Source organism: Halomonas sp. PGE1 (assembly GCF_013000985.1).
GTDB classification, from domain to species: Bacteria; Pseudomonadota; Gammaproteobacteria; order Pseudomonadales; family Halomonadaceae; genus Halomonas; species Halomonas alkalicola.
The window spans coordinates 2,392,337-2,410,366 of record NZ_CP053032.1; the positions used below are offsets into that span (position 1 = coordinate 2,392,337).

Below are 18,030 nucleotides of genomic sequence, written 5' to 3' on the forward strand. Positions count from 1 at the left end.
CGGAACCACGCCGACCAAGATGAAAGATGACGCCGACGTCGGCACCGACTCCGCCGAGGCGCGGCGGAAGCTCGACAACCGCATCCAGGGGGCGAGCCCGCTGGCTCGCGACACTCTTCTCCCCGGCAGCGCCGGCCACTCCCAGGCCCACGAGAGCGCGGTGAAGCACGTCACCGGCCGCGCCGCCTATATCGACGACCTCAAGGTAGCAGCGGACTGCCTGCACGTGGCCCTGGCGCTTTCGCCGGTGGCCCACGGCCGGCTGACCGGCGTGGCCCTCGACAAGGTCCGGGCGCTGCCCGGGGTGGTGGACGTGGTCGGCATCGAGGAGGTGCCCGGCCACACCGATATCGGGCCGGTCTTTCCCGGCGACCCGATCTTCGTCGAGGACGAGATCAGCTACGCAGGCCAGGTGCTCTTCGCCGTGGCCGCCGAGAGCCACCGCGCCGCCCGGGAGGCGGTGAAGGCGGCCTTCGATGCCGGCCTGGTCACAATCGACGAGCGGCCGGCGAGTCTCGATGCGGTGGTCGCCGCCGAGCGCGGCGAGTTCGTGAGGCCCACCCACATCCAGCAGCGCGGCGACTGGGAGGCGGCGCTGGGAGGCGCCAGCCAGGTCTTCGAGGGCGAACAGTTCGTGGGCGGCCAGGAGCACTTCTATCTCGAGGGCCAGGCCTGCCTGGTCACGCCCACCGAGGACGAGGGGGTGGTGGTCCACACCTCCAACCAGCACCCGAGCGAGACCCAGAAGCTGGTGGCCGAAGTGCTGGGCATACCCTTCCATGCGGTGACCGTGGAGGTGAGACGCATGGGCGGCGGCTTCGGCGGCAAGGAGACCCAGGCCTCGCCCTGGGCCTGCATCGCCGCGCTGATCGCTCGGCGCACCGGCCGCGCGGCCAGGCTGCGCCTGCCCCGCGGTGACGACATGCGGGTCACCGGCAAGCGCCACCCCTTCCACAACCGCTACCGGCTGGGCGTAGATGACAAGGGCGTGATTCAGGGCGGCGAGATCACCGTGATCGGCGACTGCGGCTACTCGCCGGACTTGTCGGATGCCATCGTCGACCGCGCCATGTTCCACGCCGACAACGCCTACTCCCTGGGCGCGGCCCGGGTGACCGGTCATCGCGCCCGCACCCATACCGCCTCCAACACCGCCTTCCGCGGCTTCGGCGGCCCCCAGGGGATGATGGTGATCGAGGCGGCCATGGACGATATCGCCCGCCGGGTGGGAGAGGACCCGCTCACCGTGCGCAAGCGCAATCTCTACCGCCACGCCAGCGACGGCACCCCTGGTGATGTCACCCCCCGCGACGTGACACATTACGGCCAGACCGTTGAGCAGGTCGGCCTGCTGCACGAGCTGATCGAGCGCCTGGAGGCGAGCAGCGACTACTGGGCACGGCGCGAGGCCATCACGGCCTTCAACGCGGGCAGCCCCGTGATCAAGCGCGGCCTGGCACTGACCCCGGTGAAGTTCGGCATCTCCTTTACCGCCAAGCACCTCAACCAGGCCGGCGCCCTGCTCCACGTCTATACCGACGGCAGCGTGCAGATCAACCACGGCGGCACCGAGATGGGCCAGGGGCTGCATACCAAGATCTGCCAGGTGGTGGCCCGGGAGCTGGCGCTGGACCTCGACAGCGTCCGCATCACCGCCACCCGCACCGACAAGGTGCCCAACACCTCCCCCACCGCCGCCTCGAGCGGCGCGGACCTCAACGGCATGGCCGCCCGCGACGCCTGCCTGACGCTCAAGGCGCGGCTCTTCGACTTCGCCGCCGAGCACTATGCACTCGACCGCGAGGCGATGCGCCTGGAGGCCGGCCATCTGGTAGCAGGCACCGGCGAGAGCGAACGGCGCATCCCCTGGGGCGAGCTGGTGCAGACGGCCTATCTGGGCCGCGTCTCGCTCTCCGAAAAGGGCTTCTATGCCACGCCGCTGATTCACTACGACCGCGGCACCGGCCAGGGGCGCCCCTTCTACTACTACGCCTTCGGGGCCGCCGTGGCCGAGGTGAGCGTCGACACCCTGAGCGGCGAGTACCAGGTGAACCGGGTCGACATCCTGCACGACGTGGGCGACTCCCTGAACCCGGCCATCGATATCGGCCAGGTGGAGGGCGGCTTCATCCAGGGCATGGGCTGGCTGACCAGCGAGGAACTCAAGTGGAACGACGCCGGCCGGCTGATCTCCGACGGGCCGGCCACCTACAAGATCCCCACCTACGGCGACCTGCCCCCGGTATTCAACGTCGCGCTGATGGAGGGACATCCCAACTCCATGGCCAGCATCTACCGCTCCAAGGCGGTGGGCGAGCCGCCCTTCATGCTGGGCATCTCGGTATGGTCGGCGCTGCGTGACGCCCTGGCGAGCCTCGCCGACTACCGCGAAGCCCCGCGGCTCGACACCCCGGCCACGCCGGAACGGGTGCTGCTGGCCGCCGAGGCGCTGCGTTCACGCCACAGCGACTGGCCGCCGGCCTTCGGGGGGCAGTGACCGTGGCCCCGCAGAGCACGCCCCCGGCGAGCGAAAGGCGTACCGAGAGCTGGCACGCTGCCCTGCATCGCCTGCAGCGCGACGGCGCTCCCCACGCCCTGGCCACCCAGGTGACCAGCGCCGGCTCCACGCCCCGGGAGCCCGGGGCGCGGATGGTGATCACCCTGGATGCCGTCTTCGACACCCTCGGCGGCGGCACCTTCGAGTACCAGGTGATCGAGGCCGCCAGGGCGCGGCTCGCCGGGAAGGATGGCAGTGCCGAGGGCGGACTTAGCCTCGAGGCCTTCGCCCTGGGCGGGCGCAGCGGCCAGTGCTGCGGCGGCTTCGTCAACGTGCTGGTCGAGGTCTTCCCGGGCAGCGCCACCACCCTGGCGCTGTTCGGTGCCGGCCACGTGGGGACCGAGCTCGTGCGCCTGGCCGCCCCGCTGCCCTGGCAGGTGCGGTGGCACGACAGCCGGGAGGCGATCTTCCCCGACTGGGCGGCTGAGCAGCCGCGGCTCGCCTGCCGCCACGCCCCCAACCCGGCCGCCGCCGTGGCGGCGCTGCCGCCCGGCGCCCATGCCCTGGTGCTGACCCACGACCACGCCGAGGATCTCGCCCTGGTGGATGCTCTGCTCGCCCGTGGCGACGTCGCCTCCCTCGGTTTGATCGGCTCGACCAGCAAGTGGGCCAGCTTTCGCTCGCGGCTGGGCAAGGCCGGTCACGACGAGGCGACGCTTGCCCGGGTGCGCTGCCCCATCGGCATGGCGGCGGGTGGCACCGGGGGCGACAAGACCCCCTACGCCATTGCGCTTGCCACCCTCGCCGAGCTCTTGCCGCTGACGGCCAGCGCCGAACGCCCCGACCAGCGCGGCCTGGATCCCGCCCTGCTCAGAGCAGTCTTCAATACCAATACCGTAACCTAGGGCGCCGGGGACGGGCCGAAGAGGAGGTCCGATTCCAGGGAAGGAATCGGTAGCGTACAGGGAAGTATTCACAGCGCCTCCTCGGCGGCCTGTCGCCGGATCAGCCCCGGTGACACCAAATTGATGAGCTCGACCATAATGACCACGAATGACTCGCGCCTGCTGCGCGCCGAACTGCTGAGCTTCGATGCCGACCCCGGCGACGAGGACACCCCCGCCCCGGGCAGCGTCACCCACCATCGTGATGGTGCCCTGTGGATCGAGAACGGTCGGATCCGGGCCATCGGCGACTACGCCACCCTGGCCCCCGACCTGCCCCCGGGCCTCGAGGTGATCGATCACCGCGGCAAGCTGATCACTCCCGGCTTCATCGACAGCCACGTCCACTACGTGCAGCTTGAGATCATGGCCTCCTACGGGCGCCAGCTGCTCGACTGGCTCAACGACTACACCTTCCCGGAGGAGCAACAGTTCGCCAGCCGCGAGCACGCAGACGCCCTCTCCGAGGCCTTCCTCGACGAGATGCTCAGGGTCGGCACCACCACCGCCCAGGTGTTCTGCTCGAGCCACCCGGTCTCGGTGGACGCCTTCTTCGCGGCGAGCCAGCGGCGCGGGCTCTGCATGCTGGCCGGCAAGGTGCTGATGGACCGCCACGCTCCCGAAGGCCTCACCGACGACACCCTGGGCGGCATCCGCGACAGCGAGCGACTGATCGGCGACTGGCACGGCAAGGGGCGGCTCGGCTACAGCCTCACCCCGCGCTTCGCGCCCACCTCCACCCGGGCCCAGCTCGACGCCACCGGCGCCATCCTGAGAAACGACCCGAGCCTCTGGCTGCAGACCCACCTGGCCGAGAACACCGGCGAGCTGGACTGGGTGGCGGAGCTCTTCCCCGGCAGCCGCGACTACCTCGCGGTCTACGAGGAATCGGGCCTGGTGGGGCCGCGCAGCACCTTCGCCCACGGCATCCACCTGGACCAGGAGATGCGCGCACGCCTGGCCGAGCGCGGCGCCAACCTCGCCTTCTGTCCCAGCTCCAACCTCTTCCTCGGCAGCGGCCTCTTCGACCGCCAGGCGGCCCGGGAGATGGGGCTGGGCGTGACCTTCGCCAGCGACGTGGGCGGCGGCACCGACCTCTCGGGGCTTGCCACCCTGAAGGCCGCCTACCAGGTCGGCCAGCTGCGCGGCCAGCCCCTCACCGCCTGGCAGGGCTTCCATGGCCTGACCCTCGGCAACGCCCGGGCCCTCTCCTTGAGCGATCGCATCGGCCGCCTGGCGCCGGGCATGGACGCCGACTTCGTGGTGCTCGACCCCGCGGCGACGCCGCTGCTGGCGCGGCGCACCGCGCGCTGCCGCACGCTCGGCGAGACGCTCTTCGCGCTGATGATGCTGGGCGATGATCGCAGCGTGGCCGAGACCTGGGCCGGAGGGCGCCTGCAGCACCACCGCTCCTGAGCGGGCGTGCCGCCCATTCACCATCACCACACGAAACGCACCTGACACGACGGCCCTCCGCGCATGGAGGGCCATCGCCAGAGGGCCAACTGCGGCCCATAGTTGACCATATGGTCAGAAACCCACAACAACAACGGGGTTCCCATGGACACCAACAATGCCTCCCTGTCAGGCGAGTCACTCAAGCCGACATCGTCAACGGAAGGACACTGGCTCGACCGCTACTTCGGGGTCAGCCGCCGCGGCTCCACCCTGCGCACCGAGGTGCTGGCCGGCATGGCCACCTTCCTTGCCTCGATGTACATCATCGTGGTCAACCCGGCGATCCTCTCCGACGCCGGCATTCCCTTCTCCGCCGCCCTCTCGGCCACGGTCCTGATCAGCTTCATGAGCAGCCTGGCCATGGGGCTCTATGCCCGCAACCCCATCCTGGTGGCCCCCGGCATGGGCATGAACGCCCTGTTCACCTACACCCTGGTGCAGGGTGCGGGGCTCTCGTGGGAGGTGGCGCTGGGCTGCGTGTTCTGGTCAGGCGTGATGTTCGCGATCCTGGCCATGTTCAACGTGCGAAAGGCGATCATCGAGGCGATTCCGCCCTCGCTGCGCTATGCCATCACCTGCGGCATCGGACTCTTCATCACCTTCATCGGCCTGAAGAACGCCGGCTTCATCGTCGGCAGCGACGCCACCCTAGTCACACTCGGCAGCTTCGACCCGGCGCTGGGGATCTTCTTCCTGGGCATGATGGCCACCGCTATCCTGGTGATCCTGCGCTTCAACGGCGCCCTGATCCTGGGGATCGCGCTCACCACCCTGCTGGCCACGCCCATGGGGCGCCTGTGGGGCGGCGAGGTGATGGTGGAGTGGAGCGGGCTGGCCGCCTGGCCCGACTTCAGCGCGGTGATGCAGGTGGACATCTGGGGCGCCCTCAAGGTCGCCTACCTGCCCTTCATCTTCGTGATGCTCTTCACCAACTTCTTCGATGCGCTCTCCTGCTTCATGGCGCTGTCGGAGTCGGCGGACCTCAAGGACAAGGACGGCAACCCCCGCAACCTCAAGCGCTCCATGACGGTGGACGCCTTCGCCTCGATGATCGCCGCACCGCTGGGCACCAGTGCGGCCCAGACCTTCATCGAATCCGGCGCGGGCGTGGCCCAGGGCGGGCGCACGGGGCTGGTGGCGGTGGTGATCGCCCTGCTCTTCCTGCCCTTCCTGTTCCTCTCGCCGCTGCTCTCGCTGGTGCCGAGCATCGCCACGGCGCCGGCCCTGGTGCTGGTGGGGCTCTTCATGCTCTCGCCCATCGGCAAGATCGACTGGAATCGCTATGACGAGGCCTTCCCGGCCTTCCTGGCGATCATCCTGATGCCGCTGACCTACTCGATCACCCTGGGGATCGCCTTCGGCTTCCTCAGCTTCGTGCTGATCAAAGTGTTCACCGGCCGGATGCAGGCGATCCGCCCCGCCATGTGGATCTCGGCGGCGCTGAGCGTGGTGATGCTCGCCACGACCCACTAGGCCGACACACGACAGGCCGTGGCCTCGCCCCCGCTCCCGCTCCCGGCGGGGTCGAGGCGGGGCTCCTAGTCCTCGCGGGCGTCGAGGCTGAGCAGCCAGCTCACCAGGCGCTCGATCTCCTCCTCGGCGACGCGGCGGTTGGGGGTCATGCGCTCCTCGCCCCAGTTGCCGCTGCCGCCGTCGCGCACCGTGACTACCAGACGCGAGAGCGCCTCGTCGTCGTCCCGATAGCGCTCGGCCACGTCGCGCCAGGCCGGCCCCCGCAGGGGCTTGTCCAGGTCGTGGCAGTTGAAGCAGCCGCTCTCCCAGGCCAGGTCGATCATCGCCTCGTCGTTCTTCTCGGCGAAGGCGGCCCCGGACAGCATCAGCACCGAGCAAAGCCCCACTCCCCAGCGACTATGACTGTTCATTGTGATCGTCTCCCGATCAACGCATCCACCACCCGGAACAGCGCCAGGGCCGCCACGGCGACCGCGAAGCTCGTGGCCATCAGGTAGTCGGCGCGGGTAAGGACCCACAGGTGCACCACCCCCAGGGCCGCGGACACATAGACCAGGCGGTGGAGCCAGTGCCAGGCAGTGTAGCCCATGGCCTTCTGCGTGTAGCGGAAGGAGGTGAGCGCCAGCGGTACCAGCAGCAACAGCGCCGCGGCGCCATAACGGATGTAGGGCAGCTCTACCATCTCGCGACGGATCCAGGGCCAGTCCCAGTACTGGTCGAGGCCCATCCAGGCCAGCATGTGAGCCACCAGCCAGACGAAGGCCCACAGGCCGATCTGCCGGCGGGCGATCATGAAGCCGATCCAGCCGGTGAAGCGAAAGGCCGGGCTGAAGGCGATGGTCGCCACCAGCAGGGTCAGGCCGGTGCGGCCGGTGAAGTGGACCACCGCCTCGGCGGGCACCGCCCCCAGGTCGCCGAAGAACCACTGCCAGGCCAGCCACACCGCGGGCAAGGTACCGGCGGCCAGCACCAGCAGGCGGAAGGCGAGGATTCGCTGTGACGCATCCAGCATCGGGTTTCCCTGGAGTCAGAAGTACTTGTTCAGGTCCATGCCGGCGTAGAGCTCGGCGACCTCGTCGGCGTAACCGTTGAACATCAGCGTCTCTCGACGACCGCTCTCGCCGATGCGCCGTTCGCGGGCCTGGGACCAGCGTGGATGGTCCACCTCGGGATTCACATTGGCGTAGAAGCCGTACTCTTCCGGGTTCTGGTCGATCCAGGAGGTGGTGGGCTGCTCCTCCACCAGGCGTATCTTCACCACCGACTTGATGCTCTTGAAGCCGTACTTCCAAGGCACCACCAGCCGGATCGGCGCACCGTTCTGGTTGGGCATCACCTCGCCGTACATGCCCACCGCCATCAGCGTCAGCGGGTGCATCGCCTCGTCGATGCGCAGCGCCTCCCGGTAGGGCCACTCGATGATGGAGCGGCGCTGACCGCGCAGGTTGTCGGGGTCGAGGATCGACTCGAAGACCACGTACTTCGCCCGCGAGGTGGGCGCATGGCGCTTGAGCAGCTCGGCCAGCGGGAAGCCGATCCAGGGAATTACCATGGACCAGGCCTCCACGCAGCGCAGCCGGTAGATGCGCTCCTCCAGCTTCTGGTCGGCGAGGATATCCTCCAGGGCGAAGGTGCCGGGCTTCTCCACCTCGCCCTCGATGGTGACCGACCAGGGATCGGTGACAAGCCGGTGGGCGTAGACCTCCGGGTCGCTCTTGCGGGTGCCGAACTCGTAGAAGTTGTTGTAGGTGGTGGCGTCGCGGAACTCGGTCAGCGACTCATCGCCGGCGAGCGCCTGGCTCGGCAGCTCTCCCTCGAGGCGCGCTTCGAGTCCCTCGCGCCAGGCGTGGGCGGCAGGCGAGAACAGCAACCCCGGGGCCAGGGCGGCCGCGCCCAGGGCCGCCCCGCCCCGGAGCGTGCCCTTGAGAAAGCGGCGCCTCCGCTCGAAGAGCTCGCGGGGCGTCACCTCGGACTCGGGAATGGCGGGATAGCGATAGCGGGTCATGGCCGGTGACCTCCTCCGCAGGGTCGAGAAAGCTCACAGCTTCCCGAAAAAGCCGGGAGGCGTCCAGCCAGCAAGGTGAACCATTGTCAAAACTTGACGTGGCTCAAGGTTGGTCGTTTTCCGACGGTTTTACTGGGTTGATTAGCGAGATGCAGTAACGCACTGTGCCTACAGAAGGTTAAGCGCAAGTTAGCCAATGCGACTGACCCGGCTCATCACCACGAGGGGAACGACCATGATCAAACAACGCCTGCTGGCCTCGGCCATCGCCATGGGCTCCGCTATCGCCATCGCCGCACCGGCCATGGCCGACGACGGTCTCGGCGACTACCGCAACCGCTTCGAACCGCTGCCCCACTTCCCGCCGATTCCGGCCGCTAACTCACTGACTCCGGAGAAGGTCGAGCTCGGCAAGTTCCTGTTCTTCGAGCCGCGGATCTCCTCCAGCGGCGTGATCAGCTGTGCCACCTGCCACAACCCGGCGCTGGGCTGGGCGGACCGCATTCCCCGCGCCACCGGCCATGACGGCCAGATCGGTGAGCGCAACACCCCCACCGTGCTGAACTCCGGCTTCCTGGGCTCCCAGTTCTGGGATGGCCGCGAGCCCGATCTGGAAGGCCAGGCCCTCGGCCCCATCGAGGCCGACGTCGAGATGGCCATGGACCTGGACAGCGCCCTGGAGCGTCTGACCGAGTTTGACCTCTACCAGGAGAAGTTCGCCGAAGCCTTCCCGGGCGACGATGATCCGATCAACGCCGACAACCTGGCCCAGGCACTCGCCAGCTTCCAGCGCACCCTGAACACCCCGAACTCCCCCTTCGACCGCTACCTGCGCGGCGACATCGGCGCCCTGAACCAGCAGGAGAAGGACGGCATGGTGGCCTTCGTGGACAACGGCTGCATCGCCTGCCACAGCGGCCCGGCGCTGACCGACAGCAACTTCCACCGCATCCAGGTGCCGGGCTCTACCGACGTGGGCCGCTACGAGGTCACCGGCAACGAGGCGGACATGTACCGCTTCCGCACCCCGACCCTGCGCAATGTGGGCGTGACCTACCCCTACATGAACAACGGCGCCACCGAGACCCTGGAGGAGGCCGTGGCCATCATGGGCAGCGAGATGTTGGGTCGCGAGTTCGAGGAGCAGACCATCGCCGACATCACCGCCTTCCTGCACACCCTGACCGGCGAGATGCCCGCCCTCGAGATACCGGCCCTGCCGTAACCACAGCGCCTGACCGCAGGAGCATGACAGCACCGCCCCCCGGCTCGCCGGGGGGCGGTTCGTTGTGGGCCCCGAATGGCGTCACACGCTATCGGCGAGCCGGCGACGGAGCGCCAGACGGCGCTGGTCGCTGACGAAGGCGGCCTCGATGGCGGTGCCCGCCAGTTGGATGAAGGTGGCCTCGTCCCAGCCGAAGGCGCGCTGGCAGGCCAGGTAGTTGTCGAGCATCCCGCCGCCGAAGTAGGCCGGGTCGTCGGAGTTGAGGGTGATCCTCAAGCCTGCCTCCAGCAGCTGCGGCAGCGGATGCGCCTCGAGTCGCTCCACCACCTTGAGACGCACGTTGGAGAGCGGGCAGACGGTGAGCACCACGCCCTCGTCGCGCAGCCGCGCCACCAGCTCGGGGTCCTCCAGGCAGCGCACCCCGTGGTCGATGCGGCAGACGTCGAGCAGATCCAGTGCCTCGCGGATGTACTCGGGCGGCCCCTCCTCCCCGGCATGCGCCACTCGCGGAATCCCCAGCCGCGCCGCCCGCTCGAACACCTCGGTGAACTTCGAGGGCGGGTTGCCGCGCTCGGCGCTGTCCAGCCCCACGGCATCGAGCATCTCCCAGTAAGGGGCAGCCTCTTCCAGCACCGCCATCGCCTCGCTGGCATCGCGGTCGCGCAGGAAGGCCATGATCAGCGCCGTGGAGAGGCCCAGCTCCCGCTCGGCATGGCGCCGGGCCAGGGAGAGCCCTTCCATCACCACGGGCAGCTCGATGCCGCGCACCCGATGAGCCTGGGGGTCGAAGTGCATCTCCACATGCACCACCCCCTCGGCGTGGGCGCGCCGGAAGTAGTCCATGGCCAGGTCGTGGAAGTCCTCGGCGGTGCGCAGCACGCTCATGCCCTGGTAGTAGAGGTCGAGGAAGGACTGCAGGTCGGTGAAGTCATAGGCAGCCCGGGCCTCCTCCACCGAGGCGTAGGGCAGCGCGACGCCGTTGCGCTCGGCGAGGGCGAACATCAGCTCGGGTTCCAGGGAACCTTCGATGTGCAGGTGCAGCTCGACCTTGGGCAGCCGCTTGAGGAAGTCATGCATGGCTCGTCTCGTCCGGGGGCGTTGCTCTCATCCTGATATAGACACCGACTCTGCGCAAAGCCTGAGTTTCCACGCCCGCTATCCCGCCCCAGGTACCGGTGGCGGTCTCCCCGCGCCCTCACTCGCCAGCTGCCCCTCGACCAGCGTCAGCGTCCGATCGATGCCCGGCGGCTGGAAGGGACCGCCGTCGAGCTGGTGCACCAGGTAGAGCACGCTGCGCCCGGCAAGCCAGGCGTCGAGCCGTGCCGCGAGTGCCGTGGCGGTATCGGCATCCAGGCCCGCGAAGGGTTCATCGAGAATCACCAGCGACGGGTCGCGCAGGTGTAGGCGTGCCAGCGCCAGGCGGCGCGCCTGCCCCCCCGAGAGGCGCTGGCCGCCCTCGCCCACCCGGGTGTCGAGCCCCTCGGCAAGGCCTCGGACCCAGGCCTCGAGGCCCACCCAGGCCAGCGCGCGCCACAGGGCATCGTCGTCGGCCTCGGGGGCGGCCAGGCGCAGGTTGGCGGCCAGGCTGTCATCGAGCAGATCGATGCGCTGGGTCAGGGCGGCGACCCGCCGGCGCAGCGCCGCCTCTGGCCAGTCCGCGAGGACCACGCCCCCAAGCCGCAGAGCACCGGCCTGGGGTGTCAGCTGGCGCAGCAGCAGCTCCACCACGCTGGTCTTGCCAGCCCCGGACGCCCCGCACAGCGCCAGCCGCTCGCCGGGGGCCAGCGTCAGCGTCAGCGCCTGCAGGGCCGGCGCCAGGGCACCGGGATAGCGCAGGGTGACCCCATCGAGCTCGACCGCCGGTGCCCCCTCCACCGGCACCGGGGCAGCGGAGGCGGACGCGGGCGGCGTGGAGTCGGCGCGGGCCTCCAGCTCGTTGAGCCGCTCGGCGGCCCCCAGGGTGGCGCCCAGCCAGGTGAAGGCGGCCGGAAGCGCCGCCAGCGCCTCGCTCATGGCCAGCATGGCGAGCGGCATCATCACCATCAGCGGCCCGGAGAGCTGGCCCGCCGCCCAGGCCTGGGCGGCCAGCCACAGCGCCAGCAGCGCGGCGAGCCCCACCAGCAGGCTGGCCAGGGCGTTGCCCAGGGCCGCCAGCAACCCGAGTCGGCGCTGTCCGCGGTAGAGCCTCGCCTCGAGGGCCGCAAGGTCGTGGCGGTGGCTCGTCAGGCTGCCGTAGGCCTCGAGCTCCGCCATCCCCTGCAGCTGCTCGACCAGGCGCCCGCGCAGCGCCTCCAGCTCGCTCACCTGGGCCCGGCTCGGGGCCAGGCCCAGCCGCGCCTGGGCGAGGGTCAACCACAGCCAACCGACCAGCAGCAGGGCGCCCGAGGCCAGGCCGACCCGCGGCGCGAACACGGCCAGGAAGCCGGAGAGCCCGAGGATCGCCAGCAGCGCGACGCCGGCCGGGGCGAGCAGGCGCAGGTAGAGGCTGTCCAGGGTGTCGATGTCGGCCGTCAGGCGGTTGAGCCAGTCGCTGGCCCGGCGGCGCGCCAGGGCCTGGCCGTCGAGGCCCGCCAGGGCGCCGAACAACCGGGCGCGCAGGTCGGCCAGCAGGCGCAGCACGGTGTCGTGGTTGTAGAGCCGCTCCAGATAGCGCGCCACGGTGCGGGTCACCGCGAAGAAACGGATGCCGCCACCGGGCACGTAGACCTCGAGGGTGGCGGCCACGCCCGCCGCCAGGAGCAGACCGGTGAGCCCCGTGGCGGCGATGAACCAGCCGGAGAGCGCCAGCAGGCCGATGGCCGAGGCCAGGGTCAGCGCCATCAGGGCGGCGCCGGACCACAGGCGCCCTCGGCGGCGGTCGAGCAGCGTTAGCCAGGGGCGCAGGGCCGCAAGCGAAGTGCCCGCGGGTCGGTAATCAGCCATGGGGCACCTCCATGACGCGACCCGCCTCGATCGCCAGGCGCCGACCGGCCATGGCGATCAACGCCGGGTGGTGGGTGGCAATGACCAGGGTGCGGCCCTCCCGGGCCAGGGCCTCGAGCGCCACGACGACCCGGGCCTCGGTCTCGGCATCCAGGCTCGCCGTGGGTTCATCCAGCAGCACCAGGGGAGCACCGGAGAGAAACACCCTGGCCAGCGCCAGGCGCTGGGCCTGGCCGCCGGAGAGCCCGACCCCGCGCTCGCCGATGGACGTATCGAGCCCCCCGGGCAGCGCCGCGACGAGCGCCCCCAGGCCGGCCCTGTCCAGCGCCGCCTGCATCGCCTCCCGCGAGGCCGCGGGGGCGGCCAGCCGCAGGTTGTCGGCCAGGCTGCCCTGGATCAGCAGCGGCCGCTGATCCATCCAGGCGAAGGTCGTGCCGGCGGCCAGGCGCCGCTCGCCGGCCTCCGGGCCGACGAAGCCCGCCAGCAGCTGCAGCAGAGTCGACTTACCGCTCCCTGAGGGACCGGTCAGCGCCACCACCTCGCCCGCTGCCAGGCGCAGGTCGACCGGCCCCAGCACCCGGCCGCGGCCGGGTCGGGTCACGCCTGCCCCGTCGAGTTCCAGAAGGGCGTCGGGCGAGTTCGTCGAGGGTGGCGCGATACCGCGATGCGGATCGGGGGCTTCCGCAAGAATCGCCAGCAGGCCATCGGCGGCCCCCAGGGCAGCGGCCCGGTCGTGGTAGTGCTGGGCCAGGGTGCGCAGCGGCTGGAAGAACTCCGGCGCCAGCAGCAAGACCAGCAGGCCGCTGAACAGGGTAAGCTCGGGAGAGGGTCCATAGGTGATGTAGCCGAGCAGCCCGAAGCCCACGTAGATGGCCACCACGGCGATGGCCACCGAGGCGAAGAACTCCAGCACCGCCGAGGAGAGAAAGGCGACGCGCAGGGTGCGCATGCTGCGCCGGCGATAGTCGTCGGCGGCGGCGTGGACCTCGGCGGTCGCCCCCCGTGCCCGGCCGAACAGCTGCAGGGTGGAGATCGCCTTCACCCGGTCGATGAAGTGCCCCGAGAGCCGGGCCACCGCCTCGAACTGCTCGCGATTGAGGCGCTCGGCGCCCATCCCCACCAGCGCCATGAACAGCGGGATCAGTGGCGCGGCCAGCAGCAGGAAGAGTGCGGCCAGCCAGTCCAGCGACAGCGCCACGCCCAGCACCAGTGCCGGGCTCAGCACCGACAGCATCAGCTGGGGGCGAAAGCGGGCGAAGTAACCGTCCAGGGCCTCCACCTGCTCCACCAGCTGGCTGGCCAGTGCCGCGGAGTGGCGCCCGGCGAGCCAGCCCGGCCCGAGCCGCGCCAGGTGATCGAGCAGCTCGCCACGCACCCGGGAGCGGATGGCGAGGCTGGCCGCCTGGCCCAGTTGCTCCTGGCCGAAGAGCGCGAGGGCGCGAAGCAGCAGCAACCCGGCCATGGCGGCGATGGCAGGCAGCTGGGACGCGGGGGAGGCCCGCTCCACCAGCAGCTGACTGACCACCCACGCCAGCAGCGCCAGCTGCCCCAGGGTGGCCAGGGTGGCGATGACCCCGGCGACCACCGCCAGACCCAGGCGGCGTCGCTCCCGGGCGGCGAGTCCGTTCAGCCAGCGGCGGACATCGCGTCCGCCGCCGGTGGTGTCAGGAGCGGCCATGGCTCAGTGGTAGCCTTCGCCCACCTTGACCTTGCCGCGAAAGACCCAGTAGGTCCAGGCGGTGTAGGCCAGCACGATGGGAATCACGAACAGCACCCCGATCAGCAGGAAGAGCTGGGATTCCGGCGCCGAGGCGGCGTCCCAGATGGTGTAGTTGGGCGGCACGATCACCGGCCACTTGCTGGCCACCAGGCCCAGGTAGGTGAAGATGAACAGGCCGAGCGTCGCGACGAAGGGCTGCCCCTCCTGGCGGCGATGGACCGCCGCGATCAGCCAGCCGGCGCAGGCCAGCGCCAGCACCGGGAAGACCCAGATCAGGTGGATATGATCGAACCAGCGCTCGAAGACGCCCGGGTTCACCATCGGGGTCCACAGGCTGATCATCACGAAGGCGGCGAGCACCGCCAGCAGCAGCACCGGCGTGATGCGGTAGGCCCACGCCTGGACATGCCCCTCGGACTTGAGGATCAGCCAGGTGGCGCCGAGCAGCGCATAGCCGGCCATCAGGCTGATGCCCGTCAGGATGGTGAAGGGCGTCAGCCAGTCCAGGGCGCCGCCCACGTAGGTGAAGTCCTCCACGGCGAAGCCCTGGATATAGGCCCCTACCACGGCGCCCTGGGCAAAGGCGGCCACCGCCGAGCCCCAGCAGAAGGCACGGTTCCACCAGTGCCGGTTGCGGCGCGACTTGAAGCGGAACTCGAAGGCCACCCCGCGGAAGATCAGCCCCGCCAGCATCAGGAAGACGCCGATATAGAGGGCGGGCAGGAACACCGAGTAGACCAGCGGGAAGGCGCCCAGCAGGCCCGCCCCGCCCAGCACCAGCCAGGTCTCGTTGCCGTCCCACACCGGGGCCACCGAATTCATCATCACATCCCGGGAGGCCTCGTCCGGGGCGAAGGGATAAAGGATCCCGAGCCCCAGGTCGAAGCCGTCCATCACCACGTACATGATCACCCCGAAGCCGATGATCAGCGCCCAGATCAATGAAAGATCAAACATCTCCATGGCCTATCTCCTCCAGGTGGGCGAGGCGTCATGCTCGAAGGGGGTATGGGCGGCGGAAAGCGGGCGCTTGGGGCGGTGCACCTCGCCCTCCACGCTGTCGCGCTCGTCCTCGGGGAGCATTCCCTGGCGCACCACTCGGGTGAGGTAGTAGACCCCGGCCCAGAACACCACTGCGTAGACCGCCACGTAGCCCACCAGGGTGAAGAGCGCCATGCCGCCGGTGAGCGACGGCGTGAGCCCCTCGGCATGGCTCAGCATGCCGTAGACCAGCCAGGGGGCGCGGCCCACCTCGGTGACGATCCAGCCCGCCAGCACCGCGATGAAGGGGGTCACGCTCATCAGCCGCAGCGTCTGCAGGAAGCCGCGGTGTTCGTAGAGCCGCCCGCCGCGGCGCAGCCAGAGCCCGGCGAGAGCGACGCCGATCATCACAAAGCCCAGGCCCACCATGACACGGAACGCCCAGAAGACGATCCACACCGGCGGCTGCTCCTCCGGGGGTACCTCGCTGATGCCGGGCACCACGCCGGCCGGGTCATGCTTGAGGATCACGCTGGCCAGGCTCGGGATGCCGATCTCGAAGCGGTTGGTCTGGGCCTCCTGGTCGGGAATCGCGAAAAGCAGCAGCGGGACATTGCCGCGGGTCTCCCAGTTGCCCTCCATGGCCGCCACCTTGGTGGGCTGGTGCTCCAGGGTATTGAGGCCGTGGAAGTCGCCTACCACCGCCTGAGTGGGGGTCAGCACCAGCAGCAGCCACAGGCACATGGAGAGGGCCCGGCGGTTGGCCTCCACGTCACGCCGGATCAGCAGGTACCAGGCGCTGACCCCGGCCACCACGAAGGCACCGGTCAGGAAGGAGGCCATCACCATATGGGCGAAGCGCCAGCCGAAAGAGGGGTTGAAGATCGCCGCCATCCAGGAGGTGACATGGAAGCTGCCGTCGATGAGCTCTACCCCCGCGGGGGTCTGCATCCAGCTGTTGGCCGAGAGGATCCAGAACGATGAGATGAAGGTACCGAAGGCGACCATACAGGCTGCGAAGAGATGCACCCCCTGGGGCACCTTGCCGCGGCCAAAGAGCAGCACGCCGAGGAAGGCCGCCTCCAGGAAAAAGGCCGTGACCACCTCATAGCTGAGCATGGGCCCGAGGAAGTTGGCCGACGCCTGGGCGAAGTTGCTCCAGTTGGTGCCGAACTGGAAGGACATCACGATGCCCGACACCACCCCCATGCCGAAGACCACAGCGAAGACCTTGGTCCAGAAGAGGGCCAGACGATCCCAGACGGGGTTCTCGGTCCGATAGAAGAGCCCGTGCAACAGGGCGATATAGGACGCCAGCCCGATGGTGAAGACCGGGAAGATGGCGTGAAAGGAGACCACGAAGGCGAATTGCAATCGTGATAGCAGCAGCGGATCCAGTTCCATGACGCATGCCTCGATACGGGATATTGAGTCGAGCATGTCGCAAGGGATGCGGGCGCACCTAACGGTGCTTGTTATGCCTCTGACGCCGTCGCGGCGCCATGACGCACTCCACCTGGACACCAGGTCAATGCCGGCACGCAGACGAAAATCGCGCGACCGGAAAGGGAATCGATGACCTTTATTGATGCATTTTCATTGAGTCATCCATACCGACCGCCATAATGCCGAAAAGTTGATCTGGATCAGGCGTGTCCCATTGTCGCACTGCCTGTCTCGACCTCGGCTCCCTCCCAAGAGACGGATGCAGGAGCCCGTCGCCGGGCCTCGTTCCGGCCTCGGCTTCTGCCCTCGCTGGGGGCTGCGACCCAGCGGCACGCCCCCGCGGCAACTAGCCTGTGCCGCCCAGCACCAGGCGCACCAGCCAGGCCGTATAGATGAGGTACATGGTCAGCAGCACCCCGCCTTCCAGGCGGTTGATGCGGCCTGCCCGGCCGCGCCAGCCGAGGGCGAAGACCGCCATCAACACGGTCATGGCCGCCATCAAGCTCCAGTCACGCAGCAGTACCTCGGCGCCCACCTGGATGGGGTGGATCACCGCAGCGAGCCCCACCACTCCCAGGGTATTGAAGAGGTTCGAACCCACCACGTTGCCGAGCACCAGGTCGTGCTCGCGACGCCGCAGGGCGCTGATGGAGGAGGCAAGCTCGGGCAGGGAGGTGCCCACCGCTACCACGGTCAGGCCGATGATCAGGTCACTGACGCCCAGGCCCTGGGCGATGGACACCGCTCCCCACACCAGGATGCGCGAGCTGACCACCAGCAGCACCAGGCCGATGCCGGTCCAGACGAGGCCGGCGCGAAGCGACATCGGGTGTTCCGCCAGGCTCTCCTCGGTATCGGCACCCAGGGGGTCGGCGCCATCGCGGCGCGCACGGAAGATGCTGGCGCCGATGAAGAGCGCCAGCAGCGCCAGCAGAAGCGCCCCCTCCAGGCGCCCCACTACGCCGCCCCACATCAACAGCGCCGAGAGCAGGGTCGCCGCGCCCAGAATGGGCAGCTCGCGACGCACCACGGTGGAATGCACCGCCAGGGGCGAGATCAACGCCACCAGACCGAGGATCAGGCCGATGTTGGCGATATTGGAGCCGTAGGCGTTGCCCAGCGCCAGGCCGGGATTGCCCTGGCCCGCCGCCAGCGCCGAGACCACGAGCTCGGGCGCCGAGGTGCCGAAGCCGATCACCAGCATGCCGATCAGCAGCGGCGAGACACCGAAACGGGCGGAGGATGCCGCCGCTCCGTCGACGAAGCGCTCGGCGCTCCACACCAGCAGGACCAGGCCTGCCACCACCGCTACTGCAGGAAGGATCATCGTGTTGCCTCAGCCACATTCAGGAGTGCATG

At 69.3% G+C, this 18,030-nt stretch carries 14 protein-coding genes; 5 read left to right on the forward strand and 9 right to left on the reverse strand.

Going from position 1 to position 18,030, the window contains the following annotated elements; all coding sequences use genetic code 11:
* The first annotated feature begins 19 nt into the window (after positions 1–19).
* The 4 genes from xdhB to HIR79_RS11370 all read left to right on the forward strand — a co-directional run bounded on the left by xdhB (position 20) and on the right by HIR79_RS11370 (position 6,372).
* The gene (gene xdhB, locus HIR79_RS11355) at positions 20–2,497 is read left to right on the forward strand and encodes a xanthine dehydrogenase molybdopterin binding subunit (RefSeq protein WP_249322124.1); all 2,478 of its coding nucleotides are present in this window, start codon (positions 20–22) and stop codon (positions 2,495–2,497) included.
* Between the two features lie 2 nt (positions 2,498–2,499).
* Positions 2,500–3,402 (forward strand): xanthine dehydrogenase accessory protein XdhC, encoded by a 903-nt coding sequence (xdhC, locus tag HIR79_RS11360; protein ID WP_169958445.1) that lies wholly within the window; start codon positions 2,500–2,502, stop codon positions 3,400–3,402.
* Positions 3,403–3,540: 138 nt separating this feature from the next.
* Positions 3,541–4,857 (forward strand): guanine deaminase, encoded by a 1,317-nt coding sequence (gene guaD / locus HIR79_RS11365; protein WP_169958446.1) that lies wholly within the window; start codon positions 3,541–3,543, stop codon positions 4,855–4,857.
* A gap of 144 nt (positions 4,858–5,001) precedes the next feature.
* Complete coding sequence (locus HIR79_RS11370; protein ID WP_110068789.1) at positions 5,002–6,372, forward strand: NCS2 family permease; 1,371 nt, start codon at positions 5,002–5,004, stop codon at positions 6,370–6,372.
* A 65-nt stretch (positions 6,373–6,437) separates the two neighbouring features.
* Here the strand turns inward: HIR79_RS11370 and HIR79_RS11375 are convergent, their stop codons facing one another.
* From HIR79_RS11375 to msrP, 3 genes are read right to left on the reverse strand one after another with little or no spacing between them, the layout of a single operon-like run.
* On the reverse strand, positions 6,438–6,782 hold the full coding sequence (locus HIR79_RS11375) for a c-type cytochrome (protein ID WP_169958447.1): 345 nt from the start codon (positions 6,780–6,782) through the stop codon (positions 6,438–6,440).
* Positions 6,779–7,384 carry a protein-methionine-sulfoxide reductase heme-binding subunit MsrQ gene (gene msrQ / locus HIR79_RS11380; protein WP_169958448.1) on the reverse strand — a complete coding sequence of 202 codons (606 nt, stop codon included), beginning with the start codon at positions 7,382–7,384 and terminating at the stop codon, positions 6,779–6,781. The genes HIR79_RS11375 and msrQ overlap by 4 nt, the downstream gene beginning before the upstream one ends.
* A 15-nt stretch (positions 7,385–7,399) precedes the next feature.
* Positions 7,400–8,377: a protein-methionine-sulfoxide reductase catalytic subunit MsrP gene (gene msrP / locus HIR79_RS11385; RefSeq protein ID WP_169958449.1), complete on the reverse strand. Its 978-nt coding sequence runs from the start codon at positions 8,375–8,377 to the stop codon at positions 7,400–7,402.
* A 235-nt stretch (positions 8,378–8,612) separates the two neighbouring features.
* Between msrP and HIR79_RS11390 the strand changes: the two genes are divergently transcribed.
* Positions 8,613–9,602 carry a cytochrome-c peroxidase gene (locus HIR79_RS11390; protein ID WP_110070353.1) on the forward strand — a complete coding sequence of 330 codons (990 nt, stop codon included), beginning with the start codon at positions 8,613–8,615 and terminating at the stop codon, positions 9,600–9,602.
* Between the two features lie 81 nt (positions 9,603–9,683).
* Here HIR79_RS11390 and HIR79_RS11395 read toward each other — a convergent pair whose 3' ends face one another.
* From HIR79_RS11395 to HIR79_RS11420, 6 genes are all read right to left on the reverse strand, one after another.
* On the reverse strand, positions 9,684–10,679 hold the full coding sequence (locus HIR79_RS11395; RefSeq protein WP_119020903.1) for an adenosine deaminase: 996 nt from the start codon (positions 10,677–10,679) through the stop codon (positions 9,684–9,686).
* A 78-nt stretch (positions 10,680–10,757) separates the two neighbouring features.
* Positions 10,758–12,524, reverse strand: a complete 1,767-nt coding sequence (gene cydC / locus HIR79_RS11400) for a thiol reductant ABC exporter subunit CydC (protein ID WP_169958450.1) — start codon at positions 12,522–12,524, stop codon at positions 10,758–10,760.
* Positions 12,517–14,202 carry a thiol reductant ABC exporter subunit CydD gene (gene cydD / locus HIR79_RS11405; protein ID WP_169958451.1) on the reverse strand — a complete coding sequence of 562 codons (1,686 nt, stop codon included), beginning with the start codon at positions 14,200–14,202 and terminating at the stop codon, positions 12,517–12,519. Before cydD ends, cydC begins: the two co-directional genes overlap by 8 nt.
* Before the next feature lie 3 nt (positions 14,203–14,205).
* Positions 14,206–15,207, reverse strand: a complete 1,002-nt coding sequence (cydB, locus tag HIR79_RS11410; protein WP_119020900.1) for a cytochrome d ubiquinol oxidase subunit II — start codon at positions 15,205–15,207, stop codon at positions 14,206–14,208.
* A 3-nt stretch (positions 15,208–15,210) separates the two neighbouring features.
* Positions 15,211–16,629, reverse strand: a complete 1,419-nt coding sequence (locus HIR79_RS11415; protein WP_169958452.1) for a cytochrome ubiquinol oxidase subunit I — start codon at positions 16,627–16,629, stop codon at positions 15,211–15,213.
* A gap of 388 nt (positions 16,630–17,017) precedes the next feature.
* Complete coding sequence (locus HIR79_RS11420; RefSeq protein WP_169958453.1) at positions 17,018–17,998, reverse strand: calcium/sodium antiporter; 981 nt, start codon at positions 17,996–17,998, stop codon at positions 17,018–17,020.
* Between the last annotated feature and the right edge of the window lie 32 nt (positions 17,999–18,030).